The organism is Streptomyces sp. NPDC085931 (genome assembly GCF_044540565.1).
Classification (GTDB): Bacteria; Actinomycetota; Actinomycetes; order Streptomycetales; family Streptomycetaceae; genus Streptomyces.
This window is the reverse complement of record NZ_JBITSK010000014.1, coordinates 34,061-47,834: the sequence shown is the minus strand read 5'-3', so window position 1 is coordinate 47,834 and position 13,774 is coordinate 34,061. Positions and strand designations below refer to the sequence as shown.

Annotated in this window: 13 protein-coding genes; 6 read left to right on the top strand and 7 right to left on the bottom strand. The window is 72.5% G+C overall.

The features are described 5' to 3' along the window. Window positions 1-80: 80 nt before the first annotated feature. Window positions 81-470: a cupin gene (locus tag ACIGAN_RS26995; RefSeq protein ID WP_399861450.1), complete on the bottom strand. Its 390-nt coding sequence runs from the start codon at window positions 468-470 to the stop codon at window positions 81-83. A gap of 90 nt (window positions 471-560) precedes the next feature. Further along, window positions 561-1,457, bottom strand: a complete 897-nt coding sequence (locus ACIGAN_RS26990) for an alpha/beta hydrolase (RefSeq protein ID WP_365085926.1) — start codon at window positions 1,455-1,457, stop codon at window positions 561-563. A gap of 94 nt (window positions 1,458-1,551) precedes the next feature. Between ACIGAN_RS26990 and ACIGAN_RS26985 the strand changes: the two genes are divergently transcribed. After that, a complete protein-coding gene (locus tag ACIGAN_RS26985; protein ID WP_399861446.1) occupies window positions 1,552-2,586 on the top strand; it encodes a helix-turn-helix domain-containing protein in 1,035 nt (344 codons plus the stop codon). A 262-nt stretch (window positions 2,587-2,848) separates the two neighbouring features. Then, entirely contained in the window at window positions 2,849-3,049 is a 201-nt protein-coding gene (locus ACIGAN_RS26980) for a helix-turn-helix transcriptional regulator (protein ID WP_094052395.1), read from the top strand. A gap of 51 nt (window positions 3,050-3,100) precedes the next feature. Here the strand turns inward: ACIGAN_RS26980 and ACIGAN_RS26975 are convergent, their stop codons facing one another. Beyond that, window positions 3,101-4,144, bottom strand: coding sequence for a zinc-dependent alcohol dehydrogenase family protein (locus ACIGAN_RS26975; RefSeq protein ID WP_399861444.1), 1,044 nt, complete (start codon window positions 4,142-4,144; stop codon window positions 3,101-3,103). 176 nt (window positions 4,145-4,320) lie between these two features. Between ACIGAN_RS26975 and ACIGAN_RS26970 the strand changes: the two genes are divergently transcribed. Together ACIGAN_RS26970 and ACIGAN_RS26965 are read left to right on the top strand one after the other, a co-directional pair. Next, window positions 4,321-4,560 carry a heavy-metal-associated domain-containing protein gene (locus tag ACIGAN_RS26970; RefSeq protein WP_351350534.1) on the top strand — a complete coding sequence of 80 codons (240 nt, stop codon included), beginning with the start codon at window positions 4,321-4,323 and terminating at the stop codon, window positions 4,558-4,560. A gap of 137 nt (window positions 4,561-4,697) precedes the next feature. Continuing rightward, on the top strand, window positions 4,698-6,938 hold the full coding sequence (locus tag ACIGAN_RS26965) for a heavy metal translocating P-type ATPase (RefSeq protein ID WP_399861441.1): 2,241 nt from the start codon (window positions 4,698-4,700) through the stop codon (window positions 6,936-6,938). A gap of 650 nt (window positions 6,939-7,588) precedes the next feature. Here the strand turns inward: ACIGAN_RS26965 and ACIGAN_RS26960 are convergent. Next, entirely contained in the window at window positions 7,589-8,878 is a 1,290-nt protein-coding gene (locus tag ACIGAN_RS26960; protein ID WP_094052391.1) for a citrate synthase, read from the bottom strand. 178 nt (window positions 8,879-9,056) lie between these two features. Then, the gene (locus tag ACIGAN_RS26955; protein WP_399861438.1) at window positions 9,057-11,339 is read right to left on the bottom strand and encodes an SF1B family DNA helicase RecD2; all 2,283 of its coding nucleotides are present in this window, start codon (window positions 11,337-11,339) and stop codon (window positions 9,057-9,059) included. A 91-nt stretch (window positions 11,340-11,430) separates the two neighbouring features. Between ACIGAN_RS26955 and ACIGAN_RS26950 the strand changes: the two genes are divergently transcribed. Further along, entirely contained in the window at window positions 11,431-11,763 is a 333-nt protein-coding gene (locus tag ACIGAN_RS26950) for an ArsR/SmtB family transcription factor (protein ID WP_365085941.1), read from the top strand. Window positions 11,764-11,855: 92 nt separating this feature from the next. Further along, window positions 11,856-12,545: an NAD(P)H-dependent oxidoreductase gene (locus ACIGAN_RS26945; RefSeq protein ID WP_399861435.1), complete on the top strand. Its 690-nt coding sequence runs from the start codon at window positions 11,856-11,858 to the stop codon at window positions 12,543-12,545. Window positions 12,546-12,630: 85 nt separating this feature from the next. Here ACIGAN_RS26945 and ACIGAN_RS26940 read toward each other — a convergent pair whose 3' ends face one another. Both ACIGAN_RS26940 and ACIGAN_RS26935 read right to left on the bottom strand, forming a co-directional pair. Continuing rightward, complete coding sequence (locus tag ACIGAN_RS26940) at window positions 12,631-13,278, bottom strand: dihydrofolate reductase family protein (protein WP_399861432.1); 648 nt, start codon at window positions 13,276-13,278, stop codon at window positions 12,631-12,633. Window positions 13,279-13,376: 98 nt separating this feature from the next. Then, window positions 13,377-13,742, bottom strand: a complete 366-nt coding sequence (locus ACIGAN_RS26935; RefSeq protein ID WP_399861429.1) for a hypothetical protein — start codon at window positions 13,740-13,742, stop codon at window positions 13,377-13,379. Window positions 13,743-13,774: the final 32 nt, after the last annotated feature.

Sequence of the window (13,774 nt, the reverse complement as noted above, 5' to 3'; positions counted from 1 at the left end):
GGACATTCGGACCAGATCACGGACCAGATCACGACAGCGCTTTCGGTGGGACCCGGTCCTTCTCCCTGCCGTCTTCGCTGCTAGACCTCGCTCCGCCGCTCCAGGCGGCTGCCGCGCGGCAGGGTGACGGACATGATGTCGCTGGGCGCGTCCAGCGCGATGCGGTGCCAGCGGCCGCGCGGCACGACGACGGCGGTCCCCGGGGCCAGACCGGTCTCCTGCTCCGTCTCCCCCGGCCGCTCGGGGCGCAGGAAGAGGCGGATCCCGCCGGTGAGGCAGGCGACGACCTCGTCGGCCTCGGTGTGGATCTCCCAGTGGTCGCCGTGGACGTCCTCGTCGCTCTCCACGTGGAAGGTCATCAGCTGCCAGGTGTCCTGCTCGGGGTCGAAGGCGGGTTCCTCGACGCGCACCTGGCCGCCGTCACCGAGGCGGACGAAGGAGGTGAAGAGGCCGAACGGGGCGAGGGTCATGGTCGTGAGGTCCTTTCCGGCTGTCCGGGGTGCGGAGTGAGCGGGCGGAGTGCGGGGTGTGTGCGGGGTGCGTCCGGGGTGCGGCCGGTTTCATTCGGCCAGGGCGCGGCGCAGGGCCGCGGCGAGTTCGGCGATCTGCCGCTGGGAGACGTCGGCGGACAGGATCGCCTGGGAACCGTGGAAGGTGCCCGGCCACTGGTGCAGTTCGACCGGCACGCCCGCCTGGAGCAGGCGCAGGGCGTAGGCGATGTCCTCGTCCCGGTTCGGGCACAGCTCCGCCGTGGCCACGTAGGCGGGCGGCAGACCGGCCAGCTCGGCGGCCCGGGCCGGGGCCGCGTAGGGGGTGGCGGGCGCTCCGCCCAGGTAGTGCCGCCACGACGCGGCGACCTTGTCGCGGTTCATCCACGGCGTGTGGGTGAAATTCCGCTGCGACCACGTCTCCTGCCGGTCGTCGAGTCCGGGCTGGTTGAGCAGCTGGAAGCGGATCGGCGGCCCCTGCCGGTCGCGCGCCCGCAGCGCCAGCGCCGCCGCCAGGCCGCCCCCGGCGCTGTGCCCGCCGACGGCGATCCGCTCCGGGTCGGCGCCGAGATCGGCCGCGTGCTCGGCGGCCCAGGCCAGCGCGGTGTACGCGTCGTCGAGCGCGGCCGGGAACGGGTGCTCGGGGGCCAGGCGGTAGCCCACCGAGATCACCACCGCGCCGGAGGCGGCGGCGAGCCGGGCGGCCCAGGGGTGTTCGGTGTCCAGGTCGCCCATGACGAATCCGCCGCCGTGCAGCCAGACGACGGCGCCGTGCGCCCGGTGCGGGCGGTAGACGCGCACCGGCACGCCGGGATCGCCGGCGACGGTGTGGTCCTCCACCTCCATGCCGGAGGTGTCCGGGGCCGGCACCGCGGCGGCCAGCGCGGCGAAGTTCTCGCGCTCGGTGACCGGGTCGGTCAGATCGGCGCGGGGGAACAGCGGGACGAATGCCTCGAGTTCAGGGTCCATGCGGTCATCCTCACCGCCCGCCGATCCCGGAGCATCCGCCAACCGTCGGTCATACGCGCCCCGTTGGGCACCGAACGGCGCATATCCTCACGCCATGGAGGCACTGGCCGTACGACTGTCGCAGCTGGACGCGCAGGTCGAGGGCGCGATCCGCGTCGTGATGTTCTACGACACCCTGATGCGCCGCCGGGTCGACCTCCCGGCCCTGGCCCGGGCGTCGGCGGGCCTGGCCGAGTGCGTGGCCGGGATCCGGCTGCACGGCACGGGGCGGTCGATCCGCTTCTCCCCCGGCGGCGGGCAGGCCCCCGCCGCGTCCGCGCCCCCGTCCAGCACGGTCGCCATCACCCTCGACGACGAGGAGATCGGCACGGTCTGGCTGGAACGGCCCGGCCCGCCCCTCCCGCTCGACGAGGTGCTGCTGGACCGGCTCGCCATCGCCGCCGCCGCGGTCGTCGAACGGTACGGCCCGGCCCGCACCACCATGGCCGACCCCGCCCTGGTCGAACTCGTCGTCAGCCGCGGCACCGACGAGGCGGCCCGGGCCCGTGCGCTGCGGCTGCTGGGCTTCGCCCCCGAGCTGCCGATCCGTGTCGTCGCCGTACGGTCGACGGTGCCGCTCGACCGGGTCGGCGGCCTGCTCTGCCCGGCGCGGCCGGTGAAGGCGGCACCGCTCGGCGACGTGGGCGTCGTCCTGGCCGCTTCGGTGGACCGGGCCGCGCTGCCGGACGGCGTACGCGCGGGCATCGGCACCGCCGAGAGCCCCGAGGAGTCCTGGCGGCAGGCGCGCACCGCGCTCCGCTTCACCACCGCGCGCCGCCCGGTGGTCTCGCACGCCGACCTGGGAGCGCTGGCGCTGCTCGCCGAGCTCCCCGAGGACACCGTGCGCGCCAATGCCGACGTGTCGGCCCTCGCCCGGCTCGCCGACGCCCCCGAGGACCTGCGCACCCTGGAGGCCTACTGCGCCACCGGCTCCCTGCGCCGGGCCGCCGACCGGCTCCACCTGCACCACAGCAGCGTGGCACGGCGGCTGGAGGTGATCGGCAAGGCCCTGGGCTTCGACCTCACCGAGCCCGCCGGCGCGCTGCGCGCCGGTCTCGCCCTGACGGCCTGGCACCTGCTGGACGGCTGAGGCACCGCGCCCGGGCCCCGCGTCAAGGCGCCCCGCCGACGCCCCGGCGCACGCCTTTGCCCCGGCTGTGTCACAAACACCCCCTTCCTGTCACACATGTCGCGCGTACGCGGGTCTTCCGTCACACCCGCGCACAGACCCTGCCGCTCATCACGCGGGGTCGTTGACCGGACACAGGCTTGTTGATCGCCGGCGCAGCACCCGGCTCCCCCGGACGGCCGTCCCCGGCCGCCGCCGTGGTGCGCGCGAGGAGGTACACGTCATGACCGACCGAAGGCTCTGGTCCTACAAGGAGATCGCGGCACACATCCGGGTCCAGCCCGACACCGTGCGGTCCTACCGCAAGCACGGCCTGCTGCCCCCGCCCGACCACGTCGAGAGCGGCAAGCCCTACTGGTACGCCGACACCGTCCGGGCCTGGGTCGCGTCCCGGCCCGGCAACCGCAACCGCAGAGCCGACTGAGCCGTCCCGCCCCCGATCTCGTGCCCCACCGCCGTGTGGGGCACGGCCGTCTCACCGCCAGGGCTCGACGACCGTCACCCCCGCCCCGGCCGCCGTCCCCATGGCCGCCAGGGCGGCGGGGACCTCGTCGAGCCGGATCGTCGACGTCACCAGCAGGTCCGGGCGCAGGACGCCGGCGCGGACCAGTTCCAGCATCGGCGGGTAGCCGTGCGCGGCCATGCCGTGGCTGCCGAGCAGGGCGAGCTCCAGGGCGATCGCGCGGGCCATCGGCACCGGTGTCGTGCCGTCCGGCGCGGGCAGCAGCCCGACCTGGACGTGGCGGCCGCGGCGGCGCAGGCCGTTCACGGAGGCCGCGCAGGTGGCGGGCGAGCCGAGCGCGTCGAGCGAGAGGTGCGCGCCGCCGCCGGTGAGGTCGCGGACCGCCGCCGCGGTGTCGGGCACGGCCGTGGCGTCGACACAGTGCGCCGCCCCGAAGGTCCGCGCCAGTTCCAGGGCCCGGGGCGACACGTCCACGGCCACGACCCGGGCGCCCGAGGCGGCCGCGATCATCACCGCCGACAGTCCCACCCCGCCGCAGCCGTGCACCGCGACCCAGTCCCCCGCGGCGACCCGGCCCTGCTGCACCACCGCCCGGTAGGCCGTGGCGAACCGGCAGCCGAGGGAGGCCGCCGTGGCGAAGGACATCTCCCCGGGCAGCGCGACGAGGTTCACGTCGGCGTGGTCCAGCGCCACGTGCTGGGCGAAGGAGCCCCAGTGCGTGAAGCCCGGCTGGGTCTGGCGCTCGCACACCTGGTGATCGCCCGCCGCGCAGGACGGGCAGCTGCCGCAGGCGCAGATGAACGGCACGGTGACCCGGTCGCCGGGCCGCCACCGGCCGACCCGGGCGCCCACCGCCTCGACGACTCCGGCCAGTTCGTGCCCGGGCACGTGCGGCAGGGTGATGTCGGGGTCGTGCCCCTGCCAGCCGTGCCAGTCGCTGCGGCACAGGCCCGTCGCCTCGACCCGCACGACCACCCCGTGCTCCGCCGGCTCCGGGTCGGCGACCTCCCGGACCTCGGCCGCCTCCCCGTACCGCTCGAACACCACGGCCCGCATGCCCCACCGCCTTCCGTCCGTGCCGCCTCCCCGCGCGGGGGCGCCCCGCCGATGCTCCCACCCCGCCGGGCCGGCCGGACACGTCGTGAATCGCCATACCCCCTAGGGGTACAGTGGGGTGAGGTGGGAGCCTCCAGGGCCCCCACGGCCCCACACGCCTCGACGAGGAGAACGACATGACCGCCCAGACCGACACCACGGGCTCCGTCACCACCGTCTACAAGGTGAACGGCATGAGCTGCGGCCACTGCGAGGGCGCCGTCTCCGGCGAACTCTCCCAGCTCTCCGGCGTCAGCTCCGTGACGGCCGTCGCCTCGACCGGCGAGGTCACCGTCGTCTCGGCGGCTCCGCTCGACGACGAGGCCGTGCGCGCCGCCGTCGACGAGGCCGGCTTCGAACTGGCCGGCCGGGCCTGAGACCTCCCCGTCCGGCAAACAGCCGGGTCCGACGATCGCCGGTCCCGGCCCTCGTACCCGGGTACGGGCCGTACGCCGCCGCCCGCGGCCCGTACGGCCCGTCCGCGTCCCGGGCGCGCATCTCCTGGAGTGAGGACATGACCAGCACCACCGCCAAGGCGCCGGCGGACCGCGAGCCGGCCCTCGCCGAGGTCGAGCTGCTCATCGGCGGGATGACCTGCGCCGCCTGCGCGGCCCGCGTCGAGAAGAAGCTCAACCGCATGGACGGCGTCACGGCCACGGTGAACTACGCGACGGAGAAGGCCCGGGTCACCTACCCGGCGGGCACCGAGGTCGCCGATCTGATCGCCACCGTCGTGAAGACCGGCTACACCGCCGAGGAGCCGGCGCCGCCGCGCGAGGAGGCGTCCGCGGCCGAGGCGGAGGACCCCGAGCTGTCGGCACTGCGCCGGCGTCTCGCCGTCTCCGCCGCCCTCGCCCTCCCGGTGATCCTGCTGGCGATGGTCCCGGCGCTGCAGTTCGACAACTGGCAGTGGCTCTCGCTCACCCTCGCCGCGCCGGTCGTCGTCTGGGGCGGACTGCCCTTCCACCGCGCGGCCTGGACGAACGCCCGGCACGGCGCCGCCACCATGGACACGCTGGTCTCCGTGGGCACGCTGGCCGCGTTCGGCTGGTCCCTGTGGGCGCTGTTCCTCGGCGACGCGGGCATGCCGGGCATGCGGCACCCCTTCGAGTTCACCGTGGCGCGCGGGGACAGCGCCTCCTCGATCTACCTGGAGGTCGCCTCCGGCGTGACGGCGTTCCTCCTGCTGGGCCGCTATCTGGAGGCCCGCTCCAAGCGCCGGGCCGGAGCGGCCCTGAAGGCACTGATGGAGCTGGGCGCCAAGGAGGTGGCGGTCCTGCGCGACGGCCGCGAGGTGCTGATCCCGGCACAGCGGCTGGCCGTCGGCGACCGGTTCGTCGTACGGCCCGGCGAGAAGATCGCCACCGACGGGACGGTCGTCGAGGGCGCCTCCGCGGTGGACGCCTCCATGCTGACCGGCGAGTCGGTTCCGGTGGACGTGGCGGCCGGGGACACGGTCACGGGCGCGACCGTCAACGCGGGCGGCCGGCTCGTCGTGGAGGCCACCCGGGTCGGCGCCGACACGCAGCTCGCGCGGATGGCGAAGCTGGTGGAGGACGCGCAGAACGGCAAGGCCGAGGTGCAGCGGCTCGCCGACCGGGTCGCCGGCGTCTTCGTGCCGGTCGTACTGCTGATCGCGGCCGCCACGGCCGGGACGTGGCTGGGGCTGACCGGCGACGGTGTCGCCGCCTTCACGGCGGCCGTCGCGGTGCTGATCATCGCCTGCCCGTGCGCGCTGGGTCTGGCCACCCCGACCGCGCTGATGGTGGGCACCGGGCGGGGCGCCCAGCTCGGGATCCTCATCAAGGGCCCGGAGGTGCTGGAGTCCACGCGCCGGATCGACACGGTCGTGCTGGACAAGACGGGCACGGTCACCACCGGCCGGATGACCCTGCAGGAGGTCCACCTCGCCGAGGGGGCCGACGAGAAGGAGGTGCTGAGGCTCGCCGGAGCCGTCGAGCACGCCTCCGAGCACCCCGTGGCCCGGGCGATCGCCCTGGGCGCCGAGGAGCGGGCCGGGCGGCTCCCGGAGGTCGCGGACTTCGCGAACGTGCCCGGACGGGGCGCACGCGGGCGGGTGGAGGGCCGGGAGGTCGCCGTGGGGCGGCTCTTCGACGACCTGCCGCCGGAGCTGGCCCGCGCGCGGGAAGAGGCCGAGCGGGCCGGGTACACGGCCGTGCCGGTCGGCTGGGACGGGACGGCACGGGCCGTGCTGGCCGTGGCGGACGCGGTCAAGGACACCAGCGCCCGGGCGGTGCGGGAGCTGCGCGCGCTGGGGCTCACGCCGGTGCTGCTGACCGGGGACAACCGGGCGGTGGCGGAGGCGGTCGCCGAGCGGGTGGGGATCGACCGGGTGGTCGCGGAGGTCCTGCCCGAGGAGAAGGTCGCGGCCGTGCGGCGGTTGCAGGCCGAGGGCCGGGTCGTGGCCATGGTCGGCGACGGCGTCAACGACGCCGCCGCGCTGGCCACCGCCGACCTGGGCCTGGCCCTGGGCACCGGCACGGACGCGGCGATCGAGGCGGGCGATCTGACGCTGGTCCGCGGCGACCTGCGGGTGGCGGCGGACGCGATCCGGCTGTCCCGCCGGACCCTGGCCACGATCAAGGGCAATCTCGTCTGGGCCTTCGGCTACAACGTGGCCGCGCTGCCGCTGGCCGCCGCCGGACTGCTGAACCCGATGATCGCGGGGGCGGCGATGGCCTTCTCGTCCGTCTTCGTCGTGACGAACAGCCTCCGACTGCGGACATTCCGGTGAAGTCGCCCCAAATCTCCCCGTGTTCCCGGCGAACGCGACAGGAGCCCCTCTGGAGTACCGGGCCCGGCTCACATAAGCTCTTCACAAGGCTCGCGCATCATCCTTACGCTTGGGCCCCGAGCGGCACATTCGGGCTCTTGCGCATCTAACGGACATACGCAAGAGACGCAGATCACAGTGATGTGAACGTAACCATCGAAGGGGTTCGAGGGTCTAAGTTGACGATGTCGGAGAGCGTCTTGGGGGGCGCGATCTGACATCTGGAGATGTCTTGGGGGACGTCTCCGGTTTGGGGGTGCCTCCCTGCTCGAACGAAGCTGAGAGCTTGGGGGAGCGTTGCCGGGGCACGTACGCCGGGAAGCTTTGAGCGGCCCTTCCGGACGTGCGCTGTCCCGGCAGATCGCACCCACCAGCAGTACGGCGAGTTTCGCTCGTTCTGCTCAACAGCGGTTCAGGCGCTGTCCTCACAGACGCCCGGCCGGATCCCGTGGGGGGAATCCGAACCGGGACTGGGAAGGCGCCCTGGTCGTCGGCCCGTGGGGGGACCGGCGCTCCGGGGCGCCTTCTTTTTTTCCTCGCCCGCCGCGCCGGGCAGGCGAAAGCCCCCGCATCCGGCACGCGGATACGGGGGCCCGAAGCGGTGCTGCGGCTCAGCGCTCCTCGACGGGAACGAAGTCGCGCTCGACGACGCCCGTGTAGATCTGGCGCGGACGGCCGATGCGGGAGCCCGGCTCCTTGATCATCTCGTGCCACTGGGCGATCCAGCCCGGCAGCCGGCCGAGGGCGAACAGGACCGTGAACATCTCGGTCGGGAAGCCCATGGCCCGGTAGATCAGGCCGGTGTAGAAGTCGACGTTCGGGTAGAGGCTGCGCGAGACGAAGTAGTCGTCGGAGAGCGCGTGCTCCTCCAGCTTCAGCGCGATGTCCAGCAGCTCGTCGGACTTGCCGAGGGCGGACAGCACGTCGTGCGCGGCGGCCTTGATGATCTTGGCGCGCGGGTCGAAGTTCTTGTAGACCCGGTGGCCGAAGCCCATCAGGCGGACGCCGTCCTCCTTGTTCTTCACCTTGCGGATGAAGGAGTCCACGTCGCCGCCGGAGTCGCGGATGCCCTCCAGCATCTCCAGCACGGACTGGTTGGCGCCGCCGTGCAGCGGGCCCCACAGCGCGTTGATGCCGGCGGAGATGGAGGCGAACATGTTCGCCTGCGAGGAGCCGACCAGGCGGACCGTGGAGGTCGAGCAGTTCTGCTCGTGGTCCGCGTGCAGGATCAGCAGCTTGTCGAGCGCGGCGACCACGGTCGGGTCCAGCTCGTACTCCTGCGCGGGGACCGAGAAGGTCATGCGGAGGAAGTTCTCGACGTAGCCGAGGTCGTTGCGCGGGTAGACGAACGGGTGGCCGATCGACTTCTTGTACGCGTACGCCGCGATCGTCGGGAGCTTGGCGAGCAGGCGGATGGTGGAGAGGTTGCGCTGGCGCTCGTCGAACGGGTTGTGGCTGTCCTGGTAGAACGTGGACAGCGCCGAGACGACCGAGGACAGCATGGCCATCGGGTGGGCGTCGCGCGGGAAGCCCTTGTAGAAGTTCTTGACGTCCTCGTGCAGCAGGGTGTGCTGCGTGATGTCGTTCTTGAACGCCGAGAGCTGGTCGACCGTCGGCAGCTCGCCGTTGATCAGCAGGTAGGCGACCTCCAGGAAGGTGGAGCGCTCGGCCAGCTGCTCGATCGGGTAGCCGCGGTAGCGCAGGATCCCCGCTTCGCCGTCCAGGTAGGTAATGGCGGATTTGTACGCGGCGGTGTTGCCGTAACCGCTGTCCAGCGTCACCAGACCGGTCTGGGCGCGGAGCTTTCCGATGTCGAAGCCCTTGTCACCGACGGTGCTGTCGATCACCGGGTAGGTGTACTCGCCGTCGCCGTACCGCAGTACTACAGAGTTGTCGCTCACGTCTTCCCTCACCGACGTTGTGCCTCATCTTCGAGGTGCCCTGACTGTCTCTACCATCCCCCACTCGGCTCAGGAGAGTGCACTCGGGGTCGACCATCGGGCCTACTGACGGCACTGAGTGCCGCCAACTTGCCCATCCTGCCCCCTGTGATCCCCTTCCGGAAGTGGCTTGTGACCTTCACGACTCATTTGATCGATCATTTTTCTGCGCGCGGAGCCGGAAGTCGAGTGCCGTGCACCTCCGGCCCGCCGAAACCGTGCGCACCGCCTGGCCGATCGCCTTGCGCGAACCGACGAGGACGACCAGCCGCTTGGCCCGCGTGACGGCCGTGTAGAGCAGGTTGCGCTGGAGCATCATCCAGGCGCCCGTGGTGACCGGGATGACGACCGCCGGGTACTCGCTGCCCTGGGAGCGGTGGATCGTCACGGCGTAGGCGTGCGCCAGCTCGTCGAGCTCGTCGAACTCGTACGCGACCTCCTCGTCCTCGTCCGTCAGCACCGTCAGGCGCTGGTCGACCGGGTCGAGCGAGGTGACCACGCCCACGGTGCCGTTGAAGACACCGTTGGTGCCCTTCTCGTAATTGTTGCGAATCTGGGTGACCTTGTCGCCGACGCGGAAGACGCGGCCGCCGAATCTCTTCTCGGGCAGGTCCGGGCGGCCCGGGGTGATGGCCTGCTGGAGCAGGCCGTTCAGCGTGCCCGCGCCGGCCGGGCCGCGGTGCATGGGGGCGAGCACCTGGACGTCGCGGCGCGGGTCGAGCCCGAACTTGGCCGGAATGCGCCGGGCGGCCACGTCCACCGTGAGCCGTCCGGCGGCCTCCGTGTCCTCCTCGACGAAGAGGAAGAAGTCCTTCATGCCGTCCGTGACGGGGTGCTGCCCGGCGTTGATGCGGTGGGCGTTGGTCACCACTCCGGACTGCTGGGCCTGGCGGAAGACCCGGGTGAGGCGCACGGCCGGGATCGGGCCGCCGTCGGCCAGCAGGTCGCGCAGGACCTCACCCGCGCCGACGCTGGGCAGCTGGTCCACGTCCCCGACGAACAGCAGGTGCGCCCCGGGCGGCACGGCCTTCACCAGCTTGTTGGCGAGGAGCAGGTCGAGCATCGAGGCCTCGTCGACCACCACCAGGTCGGCGTCGAGCGGGCGGTCCCGGTCGTAGGCCGCGTCGCCGCCGGGCTTGAGCTCCAGCAGGCGGTGGACCGTGGAGGCCTCGGCGCCGGTGAGCTCGGACAGGCGCTTGGCGGCCCGGCCGGTCGGGGCGGCGAGCACGACCTTGGCGTTCTTGGCGCGGGCCAGCTCGACGATCGAGCGGACCGTGAAGGACTTGCCGCAGCCGGGACCGCCGGTGAGGACGGCGACCTTCTCGCTCAGCGCCAGCTTGACGGCGGCCTCCTGCTCGGGGGCCAGCTCGGTGCCCGTACGGCCCTTCAGCCAGCCCAGCGCCTTGTCCCAGGCCACGGTCCGGAAGCCCGGCATGCGGTCCTCGCCGGTGCGCAGCAGGCGCAGCAACTGGGCGGCGAGGGAGAGTTCGGCGCGGTGGAAGGGGACCAGGTAGACGGCCGTGACCGGCTCCGAGCCGCCGTCGGGGCCGGGGACCTTCTCGCGGACCACCCCGGGGTCGCCGCCGTCCTCGGGGACCTCGGCCAGTTCCGCCAGGCACTCGATGACCAGCCCCGTGTCCACCTGGAGCAGCTTCACGGCGTCCGCGATCAGCCGCTCCTCGGGCAGGTAGCAGTTGCCCTGGTCGGTGGCCTGCGACAGGGCGTACTGCAGACCGGCCTTGACGCGCTCGGGGCTGTCGTGCGGGATGCCGACGGACTGGGCGATCTTGTCCGCGGTGAGGAAGCCGATGCCCCAGACGTCGGCGGCCAGCCGGTAGGGCTGGTTCTTCACGACGGAGATGGAGGCGTCGCCGTACTTCTTGTAGATGCGCACGGCGATGGACGTGGAGACCTCGACCGTCTGGAGGAAGAGCATGACCTCCTTGATGGCCCTCTGCTCCTCCCAGGCGTCGGCGATCTTCTTCGTCCGCTTGGGACCGAGCCCCGGCACCTCGACGAGCCGCTCGGGCTCCTCCTCGATGATCTTCAGGGTGTCCACGCCGAAGTGCTGGGTGATGCGGTCGGCGAAGACCGGGCCGATGCCCTTGACCAGACCCGAGCCGAGGTAGCGGCGGATGCCCTGGACGGTGGCCGGCAGGACCGTCGTGTAGTTCTCCACGTGGAACTGCTTGCCGTACTGCGGGTGGGAGCCCCAGCGGCCCTCCATGCGCAGGGACTCGCCGACCTGGGCGCCGAGCAGCGCGCCGACGACCGTGAGCAGATCGCCGGCGCCTCTGCCGGTGTCGACCCGGGCGACCGTGTAGCCGTTCTCCTCGTTGGCGTACGTGATGCGCTCCAGGACGCCTTCGAGCGTGGCCAGTCGTCGCTCGCCCGCCTGGGCGGCCCCCGCCTGATCGGTCATGATCCGACGGTACCGCCCGGGTACGACAGGGGAGTCGGGCCCGTATCGAGATATCGTGGTCTGTCGCACTGTCCGGCGAGAGGGGTGGCGCATGACCGCGACGGCGGACTGGGACGCGGCGCAGCTGATCGAGGCGTTCAAGGCGCTCGGCAATCCCGCGCGGCTGCAGATCATGCAGTGGCTGAAGGACCCCGAGGAGCACTTCCGGGAGTACGAGCCGATCGCGGACCGCCGGTCGGTCGGCGTGTGCGTCACCCACATCCAGGCCAAGGCGGGCCTGGCGCAGTCGACCGTCTCCAGTTACATGAGCACGCTCGAACGGGCCGGGCTCGTCCGCCCGACCCGGGTCGGCAAGTGGACCCACTACCGGCGCGACGAGGAGCGGCTCGCCCAGCTCGCGCGGACGATCGGCACCGCGCTCTGACGGATCTCACGGCACGGGGGTGCCACCCCTCCTCTGTCACCCCTCCCACCCCTTCATATTGACGAATCGAGATACGTCGATACGATTTCCCCATGCCGACCTTCACCACCGCACCCACCGCCCTGATCGTCCACGCGCATCCCGAGCCGCTGTCGTTCAGTACCGCCCAGATGCACACCGCCGCCGAGGCCCTGCGCGAGGCCGGGTACCGCGTCGACGTCCTCGACCTCTACGCCGACGCCTGGACCCCCGTCCTCGCCCGTGCCCAGTTCGCCCCGGTGGAGGGCCCGTTCAAGCCGCAGGCCGAGCAGGTGCGCGCGGTCGAGGAAGGGACGCTCGACGCGACCGTCCGGGACCACCTCGACCGGCTGCTCGCCGCCGATCTGCTCGTGCTGTCCTTCCCGCTGTGGTGGTTCTCGCTGCCGGCCGTCCTCAAGGGATGGGTCGACCGGGTGTTCGTGATGGGCGGGGTCTTCGGCGGCCGGCACGGCCTGTTCGCCGACGCCGCGCTCGCCGGGAAGCGGGCGATGCTGCTGTTCACGACCGGCGGCTCCGCCGAGTCGTTCCGGCCCGGTGGCGCCTTCGGGCCGATGGAGGACTTCCTGTTCCACATCCACCGCGGCATGCTGGAGTTCGTCGGATACCGGGTCCTCGACCCCGTCATCACCTACGGCCCCGCCCGCATGACCGAGCGGGAACGCGCCGCGGCACTGGACGCGGTCGGGGAGGCCGTCGGGCGGCGGGCCGCGGACCTGCGGGCGCCCCTCCCCCGTCCGGCCTGACAGATCCCTCGACGGACCCCGGACCGGCGCCCGGGCGACGCCTTCCCACCGCCCGGGCGGCCGGGCCAGGACGCCTGACCTGCCGTCACTTCCGCCAGAACAGGTGGTGGATCACCCCGCTGGGGCTCGGCACCACATCGCAGTGGAAGCGGTCGTACAGCTCCTCGGGGGACTCCCACAGCCGTGAGCCGGATCCGATGACCACGTGGGGCGAGACCGCCACGTGCAGCGTGTCCACCAGGCCGGCGTCGAGGAACTGCCGGATGGTGGCCGCCCCGCCGCCGAGCCGGACGTCCTTGCCGCCGGCCGCCTCGCGCGCCTGCTCGAGGACCTCGGCCGGGTCGCCGCCGACGAAGTGGAACGTGGTGTCGGACAGCGTGAACGAGGGGCGCTCGTGGTGGGTCATGACGAACACCGGCGTGTGGAACGGCGGTTCGTCGCCCCACCAGCCATGCCACGCGTGGTCCCGCCAGGGCCCGCGATGGGGACTGAACTTGTTGCGGCCCATGATCTCGGCGCCGATGTTGTTGCGGAAGTCGCGCGTCAGGTAGTCGTCGAGGCCGCGACTGCCGCCGGATTCGGTGCGGTTGGGCCAGCTCGCCGTGGCACCGGCCCAGGCGAACATCGTCCCCGGGTCGGCGTGCCCGAAGGGCCGCTCCAGGCTCTGGCCCTCGCCGGCACCGAAGCCGTCACCGGACACGTTGAAGTTCTGCACGCGCAGCAGCTGGGACACGACGTTCCTCCTGTGGTCGACGGGAGGCAGACCGCCCGGGTCGGCGAAACTCATCGGTGCGGGCGCCCCGCTCCCCCGGGCCCGGCCGGATCCCCCGCTCAGCCGGCCTGCGCCACCACGTGGTCGATCACCCGCTGGAAGTCCTCACTGGGCGAGAACTCCACCAGCTCACTGTCCTCCAGCGCCACCGGGACGTGCCCGGGCGCCCAGTAGTACGCCTGCCCCACCTCGTACTCCTGCTCGCCGGTCGCCGTGCGCATCCGGATCCGGCCCTTGAGCAGGTAGCCCCAGTGCGGGCACGGGCACGCGTCGTCCGGCAGGCCCTTCAGGGCCGGGCCCATGTCGGTGCCCCGGGGCAGGGTGAGGTAGCCGACCGACAGCCCGCCGCCGATCGGCATGATCCGCAGTTCCACGCCGTCGCCTTCGAGTGCGACGGGCACGTCGTTCCGGGTCGCCGCCTTCATGACTCCTCCGCTCCGGCCCGGCCGGGCCGGAC